The sequence below is a fragment of the Streptococcus sp. 4155 genome (genome assembly GCF_013276695.1).
GTDB lineage: Bacteria > Bacillota > Bacilli > Lactobacillales > Streptococcaceae > Streptococcus > Streptococcus pseudopneumoniae.
On the sequence record NZ_VMLM01000013.1, the window covers coordinates 1 to 21,781 of the forward strand.

The following is a 21,781-nucleotide window of genomic DNA, read 5'->3' on the forward strand; positions in this document are numbered from 1 at the left end:
TTTATCTGCAACCTCAAAACTGTGCTTTGAGCTGACTTCGTCAGTTCTCTCCACAACCTCAAAACGGTGTTTTGAGCTGACTTCGTCAGTTCTATCTGCAACCTCAAAACTGTGTTTTGAGCTGACTTCGTCAGTTCTATCTGCAACCTCAAAGCTGTACTTTGAGCAGCTTACGGCTAGTTTACTCTTTGATTTTCATTGAGTATGAAACTAAATTTCAAACACATAGTCCTTTTATTATACTGCAAGAAGATATAGTTTTCAATTATAGTTTTTCTCTAACTAGCTATAGTCTATTTTTATATCCTAATGTAGAGAAAACAGCCCTAGGGACTGTTTTTCATTAATAATGCATAAGAACCTTGTAATCGTAGTCCCCGATTTTTTCACGGCCGTTCAATTCATCCAATTCAACAAGGAAGGCACAACCTGCTACAATACCACCAAGTTTTTCAATCATCTCGATAGTTGCCTTAACAGTTCCACCTGTTGCCAAGAGGTCATCTACAATAAGAACGCGTTGACCTGGTTTGATTGCATCCGCATGCATAGTCAAGGTATCAACACCGTACTCTTTTTCATAGTCAGCAGAAATGACTTCACGTGGCAATTTACCTGGTTTACGAACAGGTGCAAAACCAATTCCCAACTCAAAGGCAACTGGACAGCCCACAATAAATCCACGAGCCTCAGGCCCTACAACCATGTCAATTTTCTTGTCAGTAGCATACTGAACAATTTCACGAACAGCGTAGCTATAAGCATTTCCATCAGCCATCAAAGGACTAATATCACGGAAGGTGATACCTTCTTTTGGATAATTTTCAATTGTTGCAATGTAATCTTTTAAATTCATATTTTTCTTTCTTTCAAAGTTTTTACTCTCTATTATAGCATATTTTCCAGTAAAGAAGAAAGGGAAAACAATATTTCATTTGCTAGTCACCCTATAAGTCAAATAAGACGACCATTTTTATTCAAGGCACGTCACAAGATAGATACATAATATGACTTCCCTAGCAAAAAGGAGAGAAGCATTTTGTTTCTCTCCCTAGACTAACTGATATCTCTCCACTACAATCGATAAAGAGATATCTTTTCTTGTACTGCTTTGAATTTTATTTATTTTAATAGACTGTTTTTTCAGTTTCTACATCGAAGAAGTGTGCTTTGTTCAAGTCAAATCCAAGTTCAACTGTTGCACCTGTTTGCAAGTAATCACGAGCATCAACTTTAGCAACAAATTCGTCTTTACCAACTTGGCAGTATAGGTGAGATTCTGAACCAAGCAGTTCTGATACAGAGATAGTCGCTTTTACAACACAGTCTGGGAATGTTTCAAGGAAAGCAGGTTCTGCATTCACATCTTCTGGACGGATACCGAAAATCAACTCTTTACCTTCGTAGCCTTTTTCGCGAAGAACTTTCAATGCTCCTTCTGGAACTTTCAAACGGAAACCATCAGAAATAATTTCGCTACCAACTAATTTCACATTGATGAAGTTCATTGCTGGGCTTCCGATGAATCCTGCAACGAATTTGTTAACTGGGTTTTTGTAAACTTCTTGAGGAGTACCGATTTGCTCAACACGTCCGATAGTACCTGTACCAGCAGGGTTCTTAGTTGCTGACATGATAACGATACGGTCTGCAAGTGTCATCGCTTCTGTTTGGTCGTGAGTTACGTAGATAGTTGTAGCTCCGATACGACGGTGGATTTTCGCAATTTCAGCACGCATTGATACACGAAGTTTTGCATCCAAGTTTGACAAAGGTTCGTCCATCAAGAATACTTTTGCATCACGGACGATGGCACGACCCATGGCAACACGTTGACGTTGACCACCTGAAAGGTCAGCTGGTTTACGTTCCAAGAATTCTTTCAATCCAAGGATTTCAGCTGCTTCTTGCACACGTTTGTCGATGTCTTCTTTGCTGTATTTACGCAATTTCAAACCGAAAGCCATGTTATCGTATACAGTCATGTGTGGGTAAAGAGCGTAGTTTTGGAATACCATGGCGATGTCACGGTCTTTTGGAGCTACGTCGTTGACAACCACGCCATCGATAGATGCAGTACCTTCTGTGATGTCTTCAAGACCAGCAATCATACGAAGGGTTGTTGATTTACCACATCCTGAAGGACCTACGAAAACGATAAATTCTTTATCTTTGATATTCAAGTTGAAATCTTCAACTGAATAGTGTTCGCTGTTTGGATATTTTTTGTAAATATTTTTAAGATTCAATTCTACCATGAGGTGAACTCCTTTTGTTTTTGATAATTATATTATAGATGAAAACGTTTTACATTTCTATGGCAAGGTGACCAAAAAAACAAAAAAATTCTGTGCAACTTGCACAAAACTTTAGAGAATATCGGAGAATTTGAAGAAGATAATCTTTATTATTCTTCTATACAAAAGCAGAAACAAGGATCAGCTTTCCCATATTTTCGCTGATTCTCCACTACATTTGACTGGATTCTAATTTTTTAGAGAAATACAAAAGAGCTAGCCTAAGCTAACTCTTATCCTATGCGGAGAGAGGGACTTGAACCCTCACGACCTAAAGCGGTCACAGGATCCTTAGTCCTGCGCGTCTGCCAATTCCGCCATCCCCGCGTCGATTACTTTACTAGTATATCAACTTTTGGGATGCTTGTCAACACTTTTTTTCAATTTTTTTCATTTCATCAACCAAATTACTCTAAAATTTCATTTAGATTTTCATCTACTAACTTAGCTCCAAGTGTATTTTTGAAATGACCTAGGGCAAATTGATGATTTTCAGGCCAGATGGAAGCAACAGCTGGTTGAACAATCTCGATGTCATAACCTAGATTATAGGCATCAATAGCTGTATGCAGGACACAGATATCCGTCAAGACACCTGTTAAGATAACTGTAGAAATGCGACGCTCTCTCAAACGAATATCTAGGTCAGTCCCTGAAAAAGCTGAGTAATGGCGTTTATCCATCCAAAAGACACGACTGTCTGAACCATGCTCTTGATAAAAGATCCCCAAGTCTCCGTATAAATTGCGTCCACTAGTCCCAATCAGATTATGAGGAGGAAATAGTTTACTTTCTGGATGAAAACAATCGTTTTCTTCATGAGCATCAATAGTAAAGAAGATATAATCTCCCCGTTCAAAAGCTAATCGAGTCACCTTGCTAATGGCATCCGAAATAGCCTGAGCTGGAGCCCCTGCTGTCAATTTACCACTATCAGCAACAAAATCTTCTGTATAATCAATCGAAATTAAAGCTTTAGTCATTAGTAATCTCTTTTCTTCACTTCTTCAAAAATATCTGAAATCAAGACCTTAAGGTAGGTTCCCTTCATTCCAAGTGAGCGACTTTCAATAATTCCCGCAGATTCAAGTTTACGAAGGGCATTGACAATCACAGAGCGGGTAATTCCGATACGGTCTGCAATCACTGATGCAGTCAACTGCCCTTCATTTCCATTTAATTCCCCTAAAATTGCTGAAACAGCACGGAGTTCGGAGTAAGAAAGGGTATTAACCGCCATGGTGACAGCAGTACGGCGACGGATATTTTTCTCATCTTCTTCACGCTGGAAGTTAAGAAGCTGAATCCCAACAACGGTACTGGCAATCTCAACAAGAATCAAGTCCTCATCTTCGAATTTTTTATCATTGCGCCAAATAATCAAAGAACCAAGGCGAATCCCCGATACATGAATCGGTGCAATAGTCGTCAAGCCATCTGGAAAATCTTCTCTACTCTCAACAGGGAAAATACTCATATCATGCTCAACAGGCAAATTTGCTTCTGTTTCGTAAATCATATTAGCCCCTTGAACGTAGTCATCTGGGAAAATCTTAGTTTGGAAGAATTGCTCTACGCGATCTGTATTTGTTTTATAACGCATAAAATAGCCAAGCAGACGTCCCTTACTATTGATAATGCAGGCATTGCAATGAATAATATCCGCTAACTGACGCGTAATAGCGTTGTAAGGAAGCTCATCCTGAAACTGCTCCTCTGAGCGCTTCAAAATTGATGTAATCTTTCTTGTTTTTTCTAATAAATGTGCCATTTTTCACCTCGAATTTAATCGCTATCATTATAACATAAACAGATTGAATTTTCAATTATTATCTGAAAATTGCTTATTTAATTGCAATTTAGACTAGCTGAAATATTTTAGAAAATTATGTTTTCTTATTGACAACCTAATTTATATTTGATATTATATCATTATAAGAAGGTGGGTTGATAATACCTTTCCATTTCACCTATCCTTTGCTATCACCATCTTCTTTCACCCTTGGTCTCCTTATATAAAAAAGCGATTCATTTTGAACCGCTTTTTCTTATTTATCTCCCTTGTTACGAATAACAAAGCCTGTTTGCTTTTCACTTGAAGTATTGCGTGGTTTTTTATTATCCTTACGGTAACGTCTGTCTTTATCAAAACTATCATTGCCACGACTTCCTTTTTTGAAATCATCCCGACGACCATTACCACGGCGATCACGGTCTCGACGATCACGGTCTCGACGGTCATCTCCACGACGACCTCCCTTAGCTTTACCACCGAAGCCATTACCTGATGGTTTAAATGGCAGTGGTTTTTCACGCGCAATCTCCACTTCTGGAAGGCTATCCGGATCTTGAACAGTCAGACTCAAGATATACATTGCCAATTCTTCTGGAGTAAATTCGGCAGCTAGCTTACGAGCATCCTTACCAAATTTCTCAAAGTTAGCACGGATAGTCTCATCTGCAAAATCACGTTCGATTTTCTTGAGAGCTACCTGTTTTTTAGCTTGGAAGGCTTCTTCTGCACTTGCAGGTTTGAGACCTTTCATGCGTTTCTTGGTCAAGTTTTCAATGATTTGGAGGTAGCCCATTTCATTTGGTGATACGAAAGTAATAGACTGACCTGACTTACCGGCACGACCTGTACGACCGATACGGTGAACATAACTTTCAGGATCTTGTGGAATATCGTAGTTATAGACATGGGTCACACCTGAAATATCCAAACCACGCGCTGCAACGTCCGTCGCAACTAGAACATCCAGATTTCCATTTTTAAAGTCACGAAGGACACGAAGACGTTTGTTTTGGTCTAGGTCTCCATGAATTCCTTCTGCACGGAAGCCACGGATTTTCAAACCACGAGTCAATTCATCCACACGACGTTTGGTACGACCAAATACGATAGCAAGCTCAGGTTGCTCCACATCCATGAGACGTGTCATAGTATCAAATTTTTCTTGTTCCTTAACTCGGATATAGTATTGATCAACCAATTCTGTTGTCAATTCCTTAGCAGCAATCTTCACATGCTCAGGTTCTTTCATAAACTGAACACCGATACGTTTGATGGCATCTGGCATAGTTGCTGAGAAAAGAAGAGTTTGTCGATTTTCAGGGACACGGGAGATGATAGCTTCAATGTCTTCAAGGAAGCCCATGTTGAGCATTTCATCCGCTTCGTCAAGGATAAGCGTTTCAATATCTTGTAATTTCAAGGCCTTGCGTTTGATCAAGTCTAAGAGGCGACCAGGTGTTCCCACCACGATATGGGCACCAGATTTAAGAGCCTTAATTTGTTTTTCAATGCTTGATCCGCCGTATACTGAGCGGACTTTGACTCCCTTGCTACGACCAAAACGGAACAATTCCTCTTGACTTTGGACAGCGAGTTCACGAGTTGGAGCGATCACCAAGGCTTGGATAGTCGCTTCTTCTGTACGGATTTTTTCAAGGGTAGGCAAGCCAAAGGCTGCAGTTTTTCCTGTACCAGTCTGAGCTTGACCGATAACGTCCTTGCCTTCAAGGGCCAAGGGAATGGTTTGTTCTTGGATCGGACTGGCTTCTACAAAACCAGCTTTTTCAATCTCTGCTAGCAAATCAGCAGACAAGTTTAATTCATTAAATTTCACGTTGTTCTTCTTTCTAAAGGTGGTGCGAAGCCACCCTATAGGGCTTAGTGTATACTTTTCTTTTTATGACGTATTTTCATATACTGGATATAAAATCGTGTTGCTTCTTTTCCACAAAAGAAAAGTACTGTTTTCTTTGCAACCTATCTAGTATAACACAAGAGAGAAGCAAAAGATAGCCCAATTTCTCTAGAAAATCATGTAAGCGGTTTTTGACCTTCCTTTTTGATGGAACGACCTAGATAATAAGACAAAGCCAAGGCTATACTATATAAAATGATAAAAACGAACAAGGTTTGTGTGTAAGAATGAGCCATTTTATAAGTTTCTGCTAATAAAATAGGTCCTGCTAAACCAGCCATTGCCCAAGCTGTTAAAATATAACCATGCAGAGCAGCTAATTCCTTGGTTCCAAAAATATCACTGAGATAAGCTGGAATCAATGAAAAACCAGCTCCATAGCAAGTCATCAAAATAGACATAGCGACTACAAATAAAACGGAATCTGTAAAGAGCCAAAGTGAGAGAGAAAAGAAAAGATTGACAAGCAGTAATATACTAAAGGTTAGAGGGCGACCGATATAGTCAGACAAACTCGCCCAAAGCAAGCGACCAAATCCATTGAAAATCCCTAAAACGCCCACCATTACTGCTGCATGACTTGTAGACAAGCCAGCCATCTCCTGTGCCATTGGCGATGCCGCTGAAATTAAGCCTAAACCACAAGCTATGTTGATAAAGAAAATAATCCAAAGTATATAAAACCGATTGCTTTTTAGAGCCTGATTTGCAGTCATCCCTTGCGTCAGAGAGTCTGTTTTTTCTTTCCCTGAAACAGATAAAATTGCAAGCTCTTGTTCATTTGGACGCTTAATGAATTGTGAAGCTAGGAGCATGATAATAAAGTAACTTGCACCTAAAATATAAAAAGTTTCTACAAGCCCTACCCCTGCGATGAGATGTTGCGCTATGGGACTAGTCAATAAAGAAGCAAAACCAAACCCCATAATCGCTAAACCTGTTGCGAGACCACGTTTATCAGGAAACCATTTTATAATCGTTGACACAGGGGTAATATAGCCGGCTCCCAAACCAAGCCCACCTAAAATACCATAAGCCAGATACAACAACCACAGTTCCTGACGGTCTATTGCAAATCCTGTTAAGATATTTCCACCTGCGTATAGAAAAGCAGATAGACTCCCCATGACTCTCGGACCAAATTTTTCTACCAAACGCCCCATAAATGCAGCCGATAAGCCTAAACAAAAGATTGCTAGACTAAAGGCAAAGGCAACAGAAGCCTGATCCCATCCCGTTTTTTCAATAATAGGGTTACGATAAACACTCCAAGCATAAGTCGAACCCAGCATTAAGTGTAAAATGACCCCAGCAAAGGCAATAATATAACGATTCGATTTCATAAAACCTCCTATTTTCGAACATTTATTCTATCTTATATAAAAATAGATAGGATTTTAGTTTATCAAGCTTGTCAAAAAATTACTAGCTTTTTGTCTGGAAAGCGTTTTTATTTTTTTCTGTCTTTTTCGTAGCAGAATTGTGCAAAAGTTTTTTTCTTGTGCTAGAATGTAATTCGAATAGGAGGAACTCTAAATGTTAACTTATGATTTAATCGTTATCGGATTTGGTAAGGCTGGTAAAACACTAGCTGGTAAATTGGCTTCAGCTGGCAAAAAAGTTGCCCTCGTTGAACGTAGCAAAGCTATGTACGGTGGAACTTGTATCAACATCGGTTGTATCCCAACTAAGACTTTGCTAGTTGCTGCTGAGAAAGACTTGTCTTTTGAAGAAGTCATTGCTACCAAAAATACTATCACTGGTCGCCTCAACGGTAAAAACTATGCGACTGTTGCTGGTACAGGCGTGGATATCTTTGATGCGGAAGCTCACTTCCTTTCAAATAAAGTCATCGAAATCCAAGCTGGTGATGAAAAGAAAGAACTGACTGCTGAAACAATCGTCATCAACACTGGTGCTGTTTCAAACGTCTTGCCTATCCCTGGACTTGCTACAAGCAAGAACGTCTTTGACTCAACAGGTATCCAAAATTTGGACAAATTGCCTGAAAAACTTGGAGTCCTTGGTGGTGGAAATATCGGTCTTGAATTTGCTGGCCTTTACAACAAACTTGGAAGCAAGGTTACAGTCCTAGATGCCTTGGATACATTCCTACCTCGTGCAGAACCTTCCATCGCAGCTCTTGCTAAACAATACCTGGAAGAAGACGGTATTGAATTGCTTCAAAATATCCATACTACTGAAATTAAAAACGACGGTGACCAAGTGCTTATCGTAACTGAAGACGAAACTTACCGTTTCGATGCCCTTCTCTACGCAACTGGACGTAAACCAAATGTAGAACCACTTCAACTTGAAAATACAGATATTGAACTTACTGAACGTGGTGCTATTAAAGTAGACAAACATTGTCAAACAAACGTTCCTGGTGTATTTGCAGTTGGGGATGTCAACGGTGGCCTTCAATTTACTTACATTTCACTTGATGACTTCCGTGTTGTCTACAGCTACCTTGCTGGAGATGGCAGCTACACACTTGAAGACCGTCTCAATGTACCAAACACCATGTTTATCACACCTGCACTTTCACAAGTTGGTTTGACTGAAAGCCAAGCAGCAGATTTGAAACTTCCATACGCTGTTAAGGAAATTCCTGTTGCAGCCATGCCTCGTGGTCACGTAAATGGAAACCTTCGCGGAGCTTTCAAAGCTGTTGTTAATACTGAAACCAAAGAAATTCTTGGAGCAAGCATCTTCTCAGAAGGTTCTCAAGAAATCATCAACATCATCACTGTTGCTATGGACAACAAGATTCCTTACACTTACTTCACAAAACAAATCTTCACTCACCCAACCTTGGCTGAGAACTTGAATGACTTGTTTGCGATTTAAGTTGAGATCACATCTTAACTGACAGCCCTCTGAGGGCTGTTTTCATTTCTGCGAAATCTCATACTCTTCGAAAATNNTTCCTAGTTTGCTCTTTGATTTTCATTGAGTATCAAATCTGTCTTTTCCCTCTTTTATGATATAATAGAAACATGAACTTAAAAACTACTTTGGGCCTTCTTGCTGGACGTTCTTCCCACTTCGTTTTAAGCCGTCTTGGACGTGGAAGTACGCTTCCAGGAAAAGTCGCCCTTCAATTTGATAAAGATATTTTACAAAACCTAGCTAAGAACTACGAGATTGTCGTGGTCACTGGAACAAATGGAAAAACCCTGACAACTGCCCTCACTGTCGGCATTTTAAAAGAGGTTTATGGTCAAGTTCTAACCAACCCAAGCGGTGCCAACATGATTACAGGAATTGCAACAACCTTCCTAACAGCCAAATCTTCAAAAACTGGGAAAAATATTGCCGTCCTCGAAATTGACGAAGCCAGTCTATCTCGTATCTGTGACTATATCCAGCCTAGTCTTTTTGTCATTACTAATATCTTCCGTGATCAGATGGACCGTTTCGGTGAAATCTATACTACCTATAACATGATATTGGATGCCATTCGGAAAGTTCCAACTGCTACTGTTCTCCTTAACGGAGACAGCCCACTTTTCTACAAACCATCTTTCCCAAATCCTATACAGTATTTTGGTTTTGACTTGGAAAAAGGACCAGCCCAACTGGCTCACTACAATACCGAAGGGATTCTCTGTCCTGACTGCCAAGGCATCCTCAAATATGAGCATAATACCTATGCAAACTTGGGTGCCTATATCTGTGAAGGTTGTGGATGTAAACGTCCTGATCTCGACTATCGTTTGACAAAACTGGTTGAGTTGACCAACAATCGCTCTCGCTTTGTCATAGATGGCCAAGAATACGGTATCCAAATCGGCGGGCTCTATAATATCTATAACGCCCTAGCTGCTGTGGCCATCGCCCGTTTCCTCGGCGCAGATTCCCAACTCATCAAACAGGGATTTGACAAGAGCCGTGCTGTCTTTGGACGCCAAGAAACCTTTCATATCGGTGACAAGGAATGTACCCTTGTCTTGATTAAAAATCCAGTCGGTGCAACCCAAGCTATCGAAATGATCAAACTAGCACCTTATCCATTTAGCCTATCTGTCCTCCTTAATGCCAACTATGCAGATGGAATTGACACTAGCTGGATCTGGGATGCAGACTTTGAGCAAATCACTGACATGGACATTCCTGAAATCAACGCTGGCGGTGTTCGTCATTCTGAAATCGCTCGTCGCCTCCGAGTGACTGGCTATCCAGCTGAGAAAATCACTGAAACGAGTAATCTGGAGCAAGTTCTCAAGACCATTGAGAATCAAGACTGCAAGCATGCCTATATTCTGGCAACTTATACTGCCATGCTGGAATTTCGTGAACTGCTGGCTAGTCGTCAGATTGTTAGAAAGGAGATGAACTAATGGTTTATACTTCACTTTCCTCAAAAGCTGGCAATTACCCCTATCAGCTCAACATTGCCCACCTCTACGGAAATCTCATGAATACCTACGGGGACAATGGAAACATCCTCATGCTCAAGTATGTTGCTGAAAAACTGGGAGCCCATGTGACCGTTGACATCGTTTCTCTCCATGATGATTTTGATGAAAATCACTACAACATCGCCTTTTTCGGAGGCGGTCAAGACTTTGAACAAAGTATCATTGCAGACGACCTACCTGCTAAAAAAGAGAGCATTGACAACTACATCAAAAACGACGGTGTGGTTCTGGCTATCTGCGGTGGTTTTCAACTATTGGGTCAATATTATGTTGAAGCTTCAGGCAAACGCATCGAAGGACTAGGGGTCATGGGCCACTACACTCTCAACCAGACCAATAACCGTTTTATCGGGGACATCAAGATTCACAATGAAGATTTCAATGAAACCTACTATGGATTTGAAAATCACCAGGGACGTACCTTCCTCTCTGATGACCAAAAACCACTGGGACAGGTTGTCTATGGAAATGGAAACAACGAAGAAAAGGTCGGCGAAGGGGTTCATTATAAGAATGTCTTTGGTTCCTACTTCCACGGGCCTATCCTCTCTCGTAATGCCAATCTGGCTTATCGCCTAGTCACTACAGCCCTCAAGAAGAAATATGGTCAGGACATCCAACTCCCTGCCTATGAAGATATTCTCAGCCAAGAAATCGCTGAAGAATACAGTGATGTCAAAAGCAAGGCTGACTTTTCTTAAACAAAGTGAAACTATATCAAAGAACTCCGTTATCTTGTCGGAGTTTTTTTGTCTTTTCTTTTACCCTTCTCCCTTGCATTTTCTCTCTTTTTTTGCCAAAATAGAGGGGTAGAAAGAAGGTAGCATATGTCTAAATTACAACAAATCCTAACATATCTTGAATCAGAAAAACTAGACGTCGCTGTCGTATCTGACCCCGTCACAATCAATTACCTCACTGGTTTTTACAGTGATCCCCATGAACGCCAAATGTTCCTCTTTGTCCTAGCGGATCAGGAACCTCTCCTCTTTGTCCCAGCTCTTGAAGTAGAACGTGCAAGTAGCACCGTTTCCTTCCCAGTAGTGGGCTATGTCGATTCTGAAAATCCATGGCAAAAAATCAAACATGCTCTTCCACAACTTGACTTCAAACGTGTCGCTGTTGAGTTTGACAATCTCATCTTGACCAAATACCATGGTTTGAAAACAGTTTTTGAGACTGCTGAGTTTGACAACCTCACTCCTCGTATCCAACGCATGCGCCTCATCAAATCAGCTGATGAAGTGCAAAAAATGATGGTTGCAGGTCTTTATGCTGACAAGGCTGTTCATGTTGGTTTTGACAATATTTCTCTTGATAAGACTGAGACAGATATCATCGCACAAATTGACTTTGCCATGAAACGTGAAGGTTACGAAATGAGCTTTGATACCATGGTCTTGACTGGTGATAATGCTGCGAATCCACACGGCATTCCAGCAGCTAATAAGGTTGAAAATGATGCTCTTCTCCTCTTTGACCTGGGTGTTCTGGTCAATGGCTATGCGTCAGATATGACTCGTACAGTCGCTGTCGGCAAACCAGACCAATTCAAGAAAGATATTTACAACTTGACTCTTGAAGCCCAACAAGCTGCTCTTGACTTTATCAAGCCAGGTGTGACTGCTCATGAAGTGGACCGCGCTGCCCGTGAGGTCATCGAAAAAGCTGGTTATGGTGAGTACTTCAACCACCGTCTCGGGCATGGTATCGGTATGGATGTCCATGAATTCCCATCTATCATGGAAGGAAACGACATGGTCATCGAAGAAGGCATGTGCTTCTCTGTTGAACCAGGTATCTATATCCCTGGTAAAGTCGGTGTTCGTATTGAAGACTGCGGTGTTGTTACCAAGGATGGCTTTGACCTCTTTACAAGTACCAGCAAAGACTTGCTTTATTTTGATTAAGATAGCAACAAACCCTAGTTAGACAAGAAGAATCACTTCTGTTTTATGACGTCCATTCTGAATGAAATTCTTCATTGTTCCCCTATGATTGGTTACAAGTCTCTCAATATTTTTAAGCCCCCATCCCTCTGTCTGACGTTCCTTTCGTATTACCAATTCATTCTCATCAAATGAATTCTCGATAGCAATAAAGAGTTTCTTCTGAAAATATCGTATTCCTAAGATCAAGACCCTATCTTCTTTATTACTCAAGCGCATACAGGCTTCAAGACTATTGTCCAACAAATTACCAAGTAAAACCGCTAAAATATCTGGATTGATTTCTAATCGTTGAGGTACAAAACAATCAATTTCCAATTGTATGTCCTCTACCTTATCCTGTAATTTTTGATTGAGTAAAAAGTTAATTGTTGTATTCTTGGAGTAACAGACAGTTTGGTTCTCTATACTATTTGTCATGCTTTGGAGATAAGACTTCGCTTGTTCAGGATCTTCTTTTAAAAGTGCAAGGAGGATTAAATGTTGATTTTTCAAATCGTGTTGAATCCTTTGAATCCTCCTATAATCTTTTTTAGATTGTTTCATTTCTCTCAGTTGAAAGGTCATCTGTTCCGTCTCTAGTATGCTTTGATAATACCTCTGTTGTTGCTGAGAAAGATATAGGGTGAAATAGAGAGAAGAGAACGTTAACACAATGAGGGCTAATACAGAAACAAAAGAAAGATAATCCTTCTCAAACACTTGCCCTTGAATCGCTGATACTGTAAAAGCAAAACAAATGGACAAAAATGGTACAATAAACTGGTATAACCAAGTCCCTTTAGAAACAGTATAAACTAACTTTTGATGTGCACGAAAAAGTTGTCGAAGAACCAGGGTCACTAGCAATGATAAAAGAAAAGCTACAGCGAGATAAAAAAGCATGGCTATTAGATTTTCTGAAATGACTGATAAAGGGGAAAATAGTTGCACTGCTTGATTGAGTATAGTACCAGCTAGTAAAGTTAGACTCATCTGACAAAAAATCCAAAACGAAGATTCTTGAACAGCATATCCAAAATAAAGACCTAAAAAATAATACTCTGCGATACTGAGAATAAGATTCCCTACTAAGAAAAGATTAGCTCCTGAAAATAATATCGTCAACAAGGCATGGAAAAATAAAAGGAGAGAAGTAAAGATACAAATTCTCCTAGACTTTTCTTTTTGGGACAGAGGTCTATAAAAGAAAATAATTCCCAAAAATAAATCAAACAGAATACTCACAATCCGCAAACTGACTAACATTAAAAATTCCTCTCACTCAGATAATAATAATACTTTTCTCTAAAAGACGTTTGAAATTTTCGGCTAATTGGAAGGTGATTTTCATCCATTCCATTTAAAATTGTGACTATTTGCGAATCAAACTCTGTCACATATCTAGGATTGATAATATAGGAAGAATGAATTTGAATAAAGTAATCAGGTAATTTCTCTAAAATATCTTTCGTTTTAAGCAAAGCTTTGTAAGTCTGATCTTTAGTGTAAATAAAGACAGCACGCTTATCCTTTTCAAAAAATACAATGTCATTTAAAGGCAGTGAATAATGCTGCTTTCCAAAAGTAAACGTAAATACAGCTTGCCCTAAATTCAAAAAACGTACCACTCTATCCAGAGTTTTATATAATTTTTTAGAAGTCACTGGTTTAAGTAAATAATCAAAAGTCTGCACTTCAAAAACCTGCTCCATATAATCTCGATAACTGGTAACAAAGATAATCGGGATAAAAGGGTTTACCTTACGGATTTTTTGTGCCATATCAATTCCTGTTATCTGTGGCATCTCGATATCCAAAAAAACACAACTGTACTTCTCTGTCAATTGTTCTAATAGTTTTTGGGGATTCGTATAAACACTCGTTTCTATTTTGATGTCCTTATAAGATAAGAGTAAGTTTTCTAGCTGACTACCATCCCTATTAGAATCATCACAAATCGCAATTTTTAACATCAAATTCCTCACTACAAGCATGATTTTGCCAATTATAACGTCAAATACGTCAATTATGACATGCTGATAAAAAAATCGTTAATTTATTATACAATATTCTTATCAAATATGAAAGGAGTTACAAAAATGAAAAATATTCAAGTGCGTAAAGTTATTGCTAAAACTGATATTAGCTGGGGTGTTTTCTAAATTTTGGGCACCTCTAAAAACTACCGGTTTTCTATGTTTAGTAACCAGAAAAGGTTGAAAAATTAGCATTTTAAAATTGAGTTTTTAGAGGAGTTCTTTTCTATTTATTCCTACTGTTGGAATTGAGTAGATAGGTTCACCATTTTCTTTCTACTTATTTCCATTTGTAATAGGAACTGGGAGTTGCAAGACGAGGATATATGATTTATAATCACCTCGTCTTCCTTTTTTAATAAAATAGTGAGGTTAAAATGAAATTCTATCATCCAAGAATAAAAGAAATATATCCTGTTTATAAACTTCATAAAAATTTATTTAGGATTGGGCTACAAATTGGTATAACCACAGAAATTAAGGATGATAATAATAAAATGTGGAATTTAGTCAATATTTTGGACGGACGTCCTTTTCAAGATATTCTCAATATCATACTAACAAAATATGATGATTTAACTGAAGAAGACATCACAGGCGCTCTTGAACTCTTAGATAATGAGGGGGTTCTCGAAGAAGCGGGCGAAATTCAGGATATTAAAGAACGTTATCATTCAAATATATATTATTTCAGTCGCTATTTAAATAGCTTCCAAGATAGTATTGCAACACAGAAAAAAATTCATCAGTCTACTATCCTTTTACTAGGTCTTGGTGGTGGGGGTTCTAACATACTGACATTACTAGCAGGCTTGGGACCTAAAAAGATAAAAATAGTGGATTTTGACATTGTTGAGCAAAGTAATCTAGGAAGACAATTTCTATACAAGGAAGATGATATTGGCTTATCTAAAGTTCAAATTGCCCATAGAGAAGTTACAAAAATGAATTCCGATATTGAAGTAGAAACCCATAATATACGTATCACCTCTGTAAGTGACTTGATTCCTTTACTTGATGATGTTGATATTACGATATGTGTGATTGATGAACCTCAATATGATATTCAACGTATCGTAAATAAAGCAATCGTTACAAAAAATATTCCCTGTATATTTGGCGCCAGTCAAGTTAGTCGTGGTCGTGTCTATTCAGTTATCCCTTACCAAACAGGCTGTTTTGATTGTTTAAATATTTATTATACAAAAATTGACACTCTATTCCTTGAACAATTCCACGGTGTTCGTACGATTACAAAAACAATCCCTACAATAGCCTATGGTCCAGCAATATTTCAACTGACTTCTGCCATTGTTGATGAAACTATCCGATTATTAACTCAATATACGGAACCAATTAGCCTTAACCATCAATACGAAATCAATTATGAAAACGGAGCCTCATTCACACACGATTCTTGGGGACGCTATCTTGATGAATGTCCAACATGCGGCACAGGTAAAGAAGACGATTGGGAAATTTTTTCTAAGTACGGAGAATTAAAGTTATGACAACTGCAAAACTCGTAATTGATAATTTGACTAAATCTTTTGATGGTCAGCACTTAGCCAATAATCATATTTCCTTAGAAATATCACCAGCAAAAATCACGGCTTTTTTGGGACACAATGGAGCTGGAAAATCTACTCTATTGAATCAAATGATTGGTTTTACTAAACCTGACCAAGGAGATATTTTGTATGGTGATATTTCTTTTATATACAATCGTAAACAAGCACGTACCTTAATTAGTTATATGTCTCAACAATATGCCCCACTCGACAAATTAACCGTAGAACAAAATTTAGAAATACTTGGAAAAATGCGAGGATTGAGTTCCCAAGAACTAGAAAAAACAATCAGCCAGCTTCTCACTGATTTAGAAATTGAAGACTATCGTTACAAAAAAGGTAAGGATCTTTCGGGCGGTCTCAAAAGACTAACTTCCTTCGCTATGACACTAATCGGTAGCTCAGACATCATTCTTCTTGACGAACCAACAAATGATGTTGACCCCATTCGTCGTGAAAAGCAATGGCAATTATTGCAAAAGTTAGCTAGCAAGGGGCATACCATTATTATCGTTACTCATAATCTTCTGGAGGTTGAAAAATATGCAGATAATTACGCCCTCTTTAATAATGGTAGATTGCTCAAATCAGGAAAGGTTAAGCAAATCATCCATGACAAACTGTATCAGATAAGCTTTGATTTTAAGACTAAAAGTATATTAGACAAAATAGAAGATTATACAATTATCAATGGTGTTAGTTGTCAATTAGAGATTGAGGAAAGAAGTCTAGCTCCATTGATAGCACAACTGACAGAAGAACTTGGTCAAAAAACAATTTCCAATCTCTCTCTTCATCAAAAAACATTGACTATTTCTGACCTTTATAGAGAGGAGCTAACCAACTAATATGACTCAATTTTTTTACTTACTTCATTGGAACTACTTGCGCCAAAAAGAGCTTTTCATCCTTTTTACACTAGCACAGCTCCTCTTATCCATTTCTCTTCTTTTTGGCTACCCTCTAGTTATTGGCGATATCGATTCGACTACTGCCTACTATCTTTCGTCTGGTTCTGTTTTAATTGGAATTATCTCCATGGGTTGTACAATTTCCTCCCCTGTTATAGCAAATGATAAGTTGGAAGGGCATTTTGATTATATTCGTGCCTTACCCATCCCTAGGATATTCATTTCTCTCGCTGACTTGTGGATGTGGTTAATTGCCATTTTGCCGGGAGTTTTTATTTCTATTCTACTTGGGTATGTCCGTTTTTCTGTTCGTCTCCATCCATCTTTTCTTGGTGTTTTTATTGTGCTTCTGATTTGTCTTACTATGATTAGTCTGGGATTTGCTATAGCCTACACCTTTTCTCCAAATACAGTAACCCTTATGTCGCAGCTAATTCTTATGATTGGACTCATGTTCTCACCACTCATGTATCCTGCAGATCGACTACCTGAGTGGGTAAACCATCTTTACCGTGCCCTCCCTTTCGTCCCTTCCTCAAATCTTCTGCGAGCCAGCCTTTACGACTACGGAAATGTTTCTCTATTGGACATGAGTATTCTCATTCTTTGGATTATGTCAACACAGTTAATTATTTTAAGAACTCTTCATAAAGAAAAATGATTGCTCCTAAAGCTTTTCTTATAGACTAAGCCAATAAAAAGAACCTTCATGACTATTCGAAAAGCTAAACAAGAAGATATTCCTAAATTACTCGATTTATTACAACAAATCCTTACGCTTCACCACCAAGCTCGACCAGATATTTTTAAGCAAACTGGGACTAAATATAGTTCCTCTGAGTTGCAAAATATTCTCTCTCAAGAACATACCCCTATTTTTGTTTTTGAAGATGAGAAGGGACAAGTTCTCGGACACCTATTTTGTACCATAAAAGATAAAACAGATAATCCTGTTCTCCAAGAAATCAAAACCCTTTTTATCAAAGATTTATGTGTAGATCAAAATGCTCGTGGTCAAAAAATTGGTGATCAACTCTATCAATTCGCTCTCAATTATGCTAAAGAAATTGGCTGCAATAATCTAACCCTAAGTGTCTGGAATGATAACGAGGGTGCTCTCCGCTTTTATCAAAGACAAGGGATGAAACCCCAAGAAACAACAATGGAAATGATAATTGATTAAGAAGTCATCTATAAAAAGATGTTAGAAAAAGTTCAATTTCACTAGAAAATGAGGAAAATCTTCCCACAATAAAACGCATAGTATCAAGGTTTCAACACCTGATACTATGCGTTTTTTCTAATTCTTAGGACTTTCTCCACAGCCTCTTTACTTAATCTTCTTGATACTTTGACTAAGGATAAATCCTACAATCATCCCTACCATATTTTGTATGAAATTTGGTAGGATTTCTGGTAGAGCTGCAGCCCAGCCATTCATCAATGTAGAACCCAAGGCGTAACCCCCTACCATGGCAATCGTTGCCAAAACGAGGCCTAACCACTGAGTTTTTCCTTTAAATCCTGCGAAAAATCCCTGCAAGCCATGGTTGACCAAGCTAAAGAACATCCACTGGGGATAGCCTGATAAGAGGTCAATCAAGAAACCTGCTAATCCTCCGACTACAGCTCCTTCACGACTACCAAAGTAGAAGGCTGCGAAGAAGACACCCGCATCTAAAAGAGTTAGGATGCCTGTCGGTGTTGGGATTTTTAAGAAATAACCTAGAACCACAGAAAGGGCGGTTAATAGGGATATAAGGGCGATTTTAGTTGTTTTGGTTTGCTTCATATTGTCTTACTCCATACTGATCTGCTTGTGCAATAGCACGATAAACGAAAGCCTTAGAGCTTTCTACTGCTGGCAAAAGTTTATCACCTTTAACCAAGTGACTGGCAATGCTTGAGGCAAAGGTACAACCTGCGCCAGCATTTTGCCCTTGGATAACAGGATTTTCTAGGACTGTAAAGTTTTGTCCATCATAAAAGACATCCACAGCCTTGTCCTGACTAAGGCGATTGCCTCCCTTGATAATGACTGCTAGCGCTCCTAAATCATGCAATTTCTGCGCTGCAGTTTTCATGTCTTCCAAGGTTTTAATTTCCTGACCGGATAATAATTCTGCTTCTGGGAGATTAGGCGTAATCACACTGACATAAGGGAAAAAGCGAATCAACTCTTGGCAGAGCTCACTGACAGCTACATCATGCGTTTCCTTGCAGACCAAGACAGGATCCAGCACCACAGGTACTCCTGGGCGTTGTTTGATAAAGTCCAAGACCTTCTCAGCCACACTGACAGTAGGGAGAAGACCAATCTTAATTCCCCCAAATTCCACATCACGCAAGCTATCTAATTCATGTTGAAAAATGGTATCATCAGTTGGAAAGACTTCAAATCCTTTTTCTGTCAAGGCTGTCAAACAAGTCACTGCTACAAAGCCATGCAAGCCGTTCAAGGTATAGGTAGCCAAATCAGCGGACAAACCACCACCACTAAAAATATCATTTCCAGAAAGTGCTAAAATACGATTATTCTTCATAACGAATCTCCTTTAAATATAAACCATTTGGTGCTGCAGTGGGACCTGCAAGTTGCCTGTCCTTCTTCTCCAAGATGAGATCAATCTGCTCTACTGGCATACGGTTGTTACCGATTTTGAGAAGAGTCCCCACCATATTGCGAATCTGTTTATACAAGAACCCATTTCCTGAAAAGGTAAAGGTCAAAAATTGTCCTGTCTCATCCACCCTAAGGCTAGCTTCTGTAATAGTACGAACCTTGTCCTCTACGCTGGTCCCAGATGCTGTAAAGCCAGTGAAATCATGGGTTCCCTCTAGCTTTTTGATTGCAATCTGCATTCGTTCCACATCGAGTGGGTAGGGAACGTGGGTGGCATAGTGACGGCGCATGGGATTTTTGGGACGTCCTCTATCCACAATAAACTCATAGGTCTTGCTATGCTTGGCATAACGGCAATGAAAATCATCTGCCACAAGCTCAATCGAAATCACATCAATATCTTCAGGAGACTGGGTATCCAAGGCAAAACGGAGTTTCTCCTCATCCATCTGATAAGGCAGGTCAAAATGAATGACCTGTCCCAGGGCATGAACCCCACTATCTGTCCTACCAGCACCGTGAACAGTAATGGCTTGCCCCTTATTTAATCTGGTCAAGGTTTTTTCAATTTCTTCCTGAACGCTACGCGCATGAGGCTGGCGCTGAAAGCCAGCAAAGGCATAACCATCATAGGAAATAGTTGCTTTATATCTCGTCATAACCTCTATTTTATCAAGAAATTAGTCTGTAAACAAGGACCTAAAACAAATATTGTATGGGTATAAAAATCTCATACTCTTCGAAAATCTCTTCAAACCACGTCAGTTTCCATCTGCAACCTCAACACACTATTTTGAGCAACCTGCGGCTAGCTTTCTATAGTAGATTGAAATAAGATATGAACAACTCTATTAGGAAAGTCAAATTAATTTCTAGAAATGTTTTAGCAGCTACAGCGTACTATTCCAAACTCAATCAACTATAGTTTGCTCTTTGATTTTCATTGAGTATCAAAAGAAAAACTTAGGAAACCAATCCTAAGCTCTCTTTTGAAATAGGTACATGACAAAGATAGAGGTTACAATCAACCAACCTCCTAAGATGGCAAAGACCAGCATCCCATTGTGCGTTAGTAACCCTATTGCACCTAGAATGAATGGGGTCGTAAAAGCTCCGAAACTACAGCCTAAAACTGCAAATGAAGTTGCTTGATTGAGGAGTTTAGCTGGAATTCGTTCAGAGACAAGTTGAAAGACCGTCGTCAAGACTACACTATAGGCAAATCCAGCCAGAACACTTCCTGCTACTACCACCCACAAGGATGGAGACAAGGCAATCACGATTTGCCCCAAGCCAAATGTAATACCAGACCAGAGGAGCAGTTTCTCTTTAAAGATAGAAATCAAGAAAGAAAAACTCACTCCAGCCACAATCCCGATTAACTGCATGAGACTAAGAACAAAACTAGATAACTGGGCATCCCCCAATCCTCTTTCCACCATCAAACTTGGAATACGGATGGTAATAGCTGTATTGGTACAAACTACAGCTGCCGCTTCGATAGCTAGGGTAAAAATCAAGCCTTTCATTTCTCGAGTTAAACGACTTGCTTCCTTCGCTCTTTTCTTGACTTCTTTCTTTGATTTTCCATAAGGGACAAAGAGCAGATAAAGGGGCAGCACCAAAAATCCAGCACTATAGGCTAGAAAGATAGCTGTCCAACCAAAGGCCAACAACTGACCGACGGCCAAGGTAATGAGAGAAGCTCCAACGACCTCTGCAGAAGCGCGTAGCCCTAACATCTGAATTCGCCTTTTTCCTTGATAGCGTTCACTGATAATAGAAATGGCCTTGGCATTGATCATCCCAACACCTAAACCAAAAAGAAGCCGTGTTCCAAAGACAAAGGGATAGGCTTGGTACCAGAAGGGAGCTGTACCGCTCAATGATAAAATCAGCAAGCCCAAACTAATCTGTAAGCGCTCAGGAAATATTTTTTCTAAGAAACCATTTAGCAGTAACATCATCATGATTCCAAAGGAAGGCAAGCTCACCAAGAGCTCAATTTGTTCCTTAGAATAACCCTGATAATAGTCAAACATGGCTGGTAGGGCACTCGAAATGGAAAAGGAGGTAATCAAAACGAGGGAGAGAGCCAAAATGCTGGCCCGTTCTAAAAATTGTTTCATGAAATCTCTTTCTATATTTCTCTTAATCTTCTACTTTTTTGATAGTTATCAAAAAAGCAAGAAAAGAAGAAGCCTCATTGGTACACAGACTCCTTCTCAAACTCGAAAATGAATCCCTTGTGTCTTATACTCAATGAAAATCAAAG

The 21,781-nt window shown here is 39.1% G+C and carries 20 protein-coding genes and 1 tRNA gene; 8 read left to right on the forward strand and 13 right to left on the reverse strand.

From position 1 onward, the window contains the following. Window positions 1-343: 343 nt before the first annotated feature. The 7 genes from HT715_RS01725 to HT715_RS01755 all read right to left on the reverse strand — a co-directional run bounded on the left by HT715_RS01725 (window position 344) and on the right by HT715_RS01755 (window position 7,350). Complete coding sequence (locus tag HT715_RS01725; RefSeq protein ID WP_023933925.1) at window positions 344-856, reverse strand: adenine phosphoribosyltransferase; 513 nt, start codon at window positions 854-856, stop codon at window positions 344-346. A gap of 271 nt (window positions 857-1,127) precedes the next feature. Further along, a complete protein-coding gene (gene ugpC / locus HT715_RS01730; RefSeq protein ID WP_000229957.1) occupies window positions 1,128-2,258 on the reverse strand; it encodes a sn-glycerol-3-phosphate ABC transporter ATP-binding protein UgpC in 1,131 nt (376 codons plus the stop codon). Window positions 2,259-2,538: 280 nt separating this feature from the next. Beyond that, window positions 2,539-2,624 (reverse strand) — tRNA-Leu (locus HT715_RS01735). Window positions 2,625-2,704: 80 nt separating this feature from the next. Beyond that, window positions 2,705-3,280 carry an isochorismatase family cysteine hydrolase gene (locus tag HT715_RS01740; protein WP_000158719.1) on the reverse strand — a complete coding sequence of 192 codons (576 nt, stop codon included), beginning with the start codon at window positions 3,278-3,280 and terminating at the stop codon, window positions 2,705-2,707. Further along, window positions 3,280-4,068 (reverse strand): GTP-sensing pleiotropic transcriptional regulator CodY, encoded by a 789-nt coding sequence (gene codY, locus HT715_RS01745; RefSeq protein WP_000940723.1) that lies wholly within the window; start codon window positions 4,066-4,068, stop codon window positions 3,280-3,282. Before codY ends, HT715_RS01740 begins: the two co-directional genes overlap by 1 nt. Window positions 4,069-4,345: 277 nt before the next feature. Next, complete coding sequence (locus HT715_RS01750) at window positions 4,346-5,926, reverse strand: DEAD/DEAH box helicase (protein ID WP_172922802.1); 1,581 nt, start codon at window positions 5,924-5,926, stop codon at window positions 4,346-4,348. A 197-nt stretch (window positions 5,927-6,123) separates the two neighbouring features. Then, window positions 6,124-7,350, reverse strand: coding sequence for an OFA family MFS transporter (locus tag HT715_RS01755; protein WP_138700646.1), 1,227 nt, complete (start codon window positions 7,348-7,350; stop codon window positions 6,124-6,126). Between the two features lie 193 nt (window positions 7,351-7,543). Between HT715_RS01755 and HT715_RS01760 the strand changes: the two genes are divergently transcribed. The 4 genes from HT715_RS01760 to HT715_RS01775 all read left to right on the forward strand — a co-directional run bounded on the left by HT715_RS01760 (window position 7,544) and on the right by HT715_RS01775 (window position 12,344). Further along, window positions 7,544-8,860 (forward strand): FAD-containing oxidoreductase, encoded by a 1,317-nt coding sequence (locus HT715_RS01760; protein WP_023933921.1) that lies wholly within the window; start codon window positions 7,544-7,546, stop codon window positions 8,858-8,860. Between the two features lie 149 nt (window positions 8,861-9,009). Continuing rightward, window positions 9,010-10,353: a lipid II isoglutaminyl synthase subunit MurT gene (gene murT, locus HT715_RS01765; RefSeq protein ID WP_138706042.1), complete on the forward strand. Its 1,344-nt coding sequence runs from the start codon at window positions 9,010-9,012 to the stop codon at window positions 10,351-10,353. Further along, a complete protein-coding gene (gene gatD, locus HT715_RS01770; RefSeq protein WP_138706043.1) occupies window positions 10,353-11,135 on the forward strand; it encodes a lipid II isoglutaminyl synthase subunit GatD in 783 nt (260 codons plus the stop codon). Before murT ends, gatD begins: the two co-directional genes overlap by 1 nt. 126 nt (window positions 11,136-11,261) lie before the next feature. Beyond that, window positions 11,262-12,344, forward strand: coding sequence for a Xaa-Pro peptidase family protein (locus HT715_RS01775; RefSeq protein ID WP_000040907.1), 1,083 nt, complete (start codon window positions 11,262-11,264; stop codon window positions 12,342-12,344). A gap of 18 nt (window positions 12,345-12,362) precedes the next feature. Here HT715_RS01775 and HT715_RS01780 read toward each other — a convergent pair whose 3' ends face one another. After that, entirely contained in the window at window positions 12,363-13,631 is a 1,269-nt protein-coding gene (locus HT715_RS01780) for a GHKL domain-containing protein (RefSeq protein ID WP_000961370.1), read from the reverse strand. Next, window positions 13,631-14,338, reverse strand: coding sequence for a LytTR family DNA-binding domain-containing protein (locus HT715_RS01785; protein WP_000912214.1), 708 nt, complete (start codon window positions 14,336-14,338; stop codon window positions 13,631-13,633). Before HT715_RS01785 ends, HT715_RS01780 begins: the two co-directional genes overlap by 1 nt. Window positions 14,339-14,778: 440 nt before the next feature. On the opposite strand from HT715_RS01785, the gene HT715_RS01790 reads away from it, so the two are divergent. The 4 genes from HT715_RS01790 to HT715_RS01805 are packed head-to-tail and all read left to right on the forward strand — an operon-like array spanning window position 14,779 to window position 18,066. Continuing rightward, complete coding sequence (locus HT715_RS01790) at window positions 14,779-15,912, forward strand: ThiF family adenylyltransferase (RefSeq protein WP_000675233.1); 1,134 nt, start codon at window positions 14,779-14,781, stop codon at window positions 15,910-15,912. After that, entirely contained in the window at window positions 15,909-16,820 is a 912-nt protein-coding gene (locus HT715_RS01795) for an ABC transporter ATP-binding protein (protein ID WP_000205301.1), read from the forward strand. The genes HT715_RS01790 and HT715_RS01795 overlap by 4 nt, the downstream gene beginning before the upstream one ends. A gap of 1 nt (window position 16,821) precedes the next feature. After that, on the forward strand, window positions 16,822-17,544 hold the full coding sequence (locus HT715_RS01800; protein ID WP_000191422.1) for an ABC transporter permease: 723 nt from the start codon (window positions 16,822-16,824) through the stop codon (window positions 17,542-17,544). 48 nt (window positions 17,545-17,592) lie between these two features. Further along, window positions 17,593-18,066, forward strand: a complete 474-nt coding sequence (locus HT715_RS01805; RefSeq protein ID WP_138702213.1) for a GNAT family N-acetyltransferase — start codon at window positions 17,593-17,595, stop codon at window positions 18,064-18,066. Between the two features lie 147 nt (window positions 18,067-18,213). On the opposite strand, the gene HT715_RS01810 is transcribed toward HT715_RS01805, so the two are convergent. The 4 genes from HT715_RS01810 to HT715_RS01825 form a co-directional block, all read right to left on the reverse strand. After that, window positions 18,214-18,675 carry an ECF transporter S component gene (locus tag HT715_RS01810; protein ID WP_138707135.1) on the reverse strand — a complete coding sequence of 154 codons (462 nt, stop codon included), beginning with the start codon at window positions 18,673-18,675 and terminating at the stop codon, window positions 18,214-18,216. Beyond that, a complete protein-coding gene (locus HT715_RS01815) occupies window positions 18,653-19,426 on the reverse strand; it encodes a bifunctional hydroxymethylpyrimidine kinase/phosphomethylpyrimidine kinase (RefSeq protein WP_138707134.1) in 774 nt (257 codons plus the stop codon). Before HT715_RS01815 ends, HT715_RS01810 begins: the two co-directional genes overlap by 23 nt. Further along, window positions 19,416-20,165, reverse strand: coding sequence for a tRNA pseudouridine(38-40) synthase TruA (gene truA / locus HT715_RS01820; RefSeq protein ID WP_138707133.1), 750 nt, complete (start codon window positions 20,163-20,165; stop codon window positions 19,416-19,418). Before truA ends, HT715_RS01815 begins: the two co-directional genes overlap by 11 nt. 318 nt (window positions 20,166-20,483) lie before the next feature. Continuing rightward, window positions 20,484-21,635, reverse strand: coding sequence for an MFS transporter (locus tag HT715_RS01825; protein WP_054392605.1), 1,152 nt, complete (start codon window positions 21,633-21,635; stop codon window positions 20,484-20,486). Window positions 21,636-21,781: the final 146 nt, after the last annotated feature.

Excerpts from the sequence above, each read along its gene's own strand:
- HT715_RS01725 (WP_023933925.1), bottom strand. The coding sequence starts at position 856 with ATGAATTTAAAAGATTACATTGCAACAATTGAAAATTATCCAAAAGAA.
- ugpC (WP_000229957.1), bottom strand. The coding sequence starts at position 2,258 with ATGGTAGAATTGAATCTTAAAAATATTTACAAAAAATATCCAAACAGC.
- HT715_RS01740 (WP_000158719.1), bottom strand. The coding sequence starts at position 3,280 with ATGACTAAAGCTTTAATTTCGATTGATTATACAGAAGATTTTGTTGCT.
- codY (WP_000940723.1), bottom strand. The coding sequence starts at position 4,068 with ATGGCACATTTATTAGAAAAAACAAGAAAGATTACATCAATTTTGAAG.
- HT715_RS01755 (WP_138700646.1), bottom strand. The coding sequence starts at position 7,350 with ATGAAATCGAATCGTTATATTATTGCCTTTGCTGGGGTCATTTTACAC.
- HT715_RS01760 (WP_023933921.1), top strand. The coding sequence starts at position 7,544 with ATGTTAACTTATGATTTAATCGTTATCGGATTTGGTAAGGCTGGTAAA.
- murT (WP_138706042.1), top strand. The coding sequence starts at position 9,010 with ATGAACTTAAAAACTACTTTGGGCCTTCTTGCTGGACGTTCTTCCCAC.
- gatD (WP_138706043.1), top strand. The coding sequence starts at position 10,353 with ATGGTTTATACTTCACTTTCCTCAAAAGCTGGCAATTACCCCTATCAG.
- HT715_RS01775 (WP_000040907.1), top strand. The coding sequence starts at position 11,262 with ATGTCTAAATTACAACAAATCCTAACATATCTTGAATCAGAAAAACTA.
- HT715_RS01780 (WP_000961370.1), bottom strand. The coding sequence starts at position 13,631 with ATGTTAGTCAGTTTGCGGATTGTGAGTATTCTGTTTGATTTATTTTTG.
- HT715_RS01785 (WP_000912214.1), bottom strand. The coding sequence starts at position 14,338 with ATGTTAAAAATTGCGATTTGTGATGATTCTAATAGGGATGGTAGTCAG.
- HT715_RS01790 (WP_000675233.1), top strand. The coding sequence starts at position 14,779 with ATGAAATTCTATCATCCAAGAATAAAAGAAATATATCCTGTTTATAAA.
- HT715_RS01795 (WP_000205301.1), top strand. The coding sequence starts at position 15,909 with ATGACAACTGCAAAACTCGTAATTGATAATTTGACTAAATCTTTTGAT.
- HT715_RS01800 (WP_000191422.1), top strand. The coding sequence starts at position 16,822 with ATGACTCAATTTTTTTACTTACTTCATTGGAACTACTTGCGCCAAAAA.
- HT715_RS01805 (WP_138702213.1), top strand. The coding sequence starts at position 17,593 with ATGACTATTCGAAAAGCTAAACAAGAAGATATTCCTAAATTACTCGAT.
- HT715_RS01810 (WP_138707135.1), bottom strand. The coding sequence starts at position 18,675 with ATGAAGCAAACCAAAACAACTAAAATCGCCCTTATATCCCTATTAACC.
- HT715_RS01815 (WP_138707134.1), bottom strand. The coding sequence starts at position 19,426 with ATGAAGAATAATCGTATTTTAGCACTTTCTGGAAATGATATTTTTAGT.
- truA (WP_138707133.1), bottom strand. The coding sequence starts at position 20,165 with ATGACGAGATATAAAGCAACTATTTCCTATGATGGTTATGCCTTTGCT.
- HT715_RS01825 (WP_054392605.1), bottom strand. The coding sequence starts at position 21,635 with ATGAAACAATTTTTAGAACGGGCCAGCATTTTGGCTCTCTCCCTCGTT.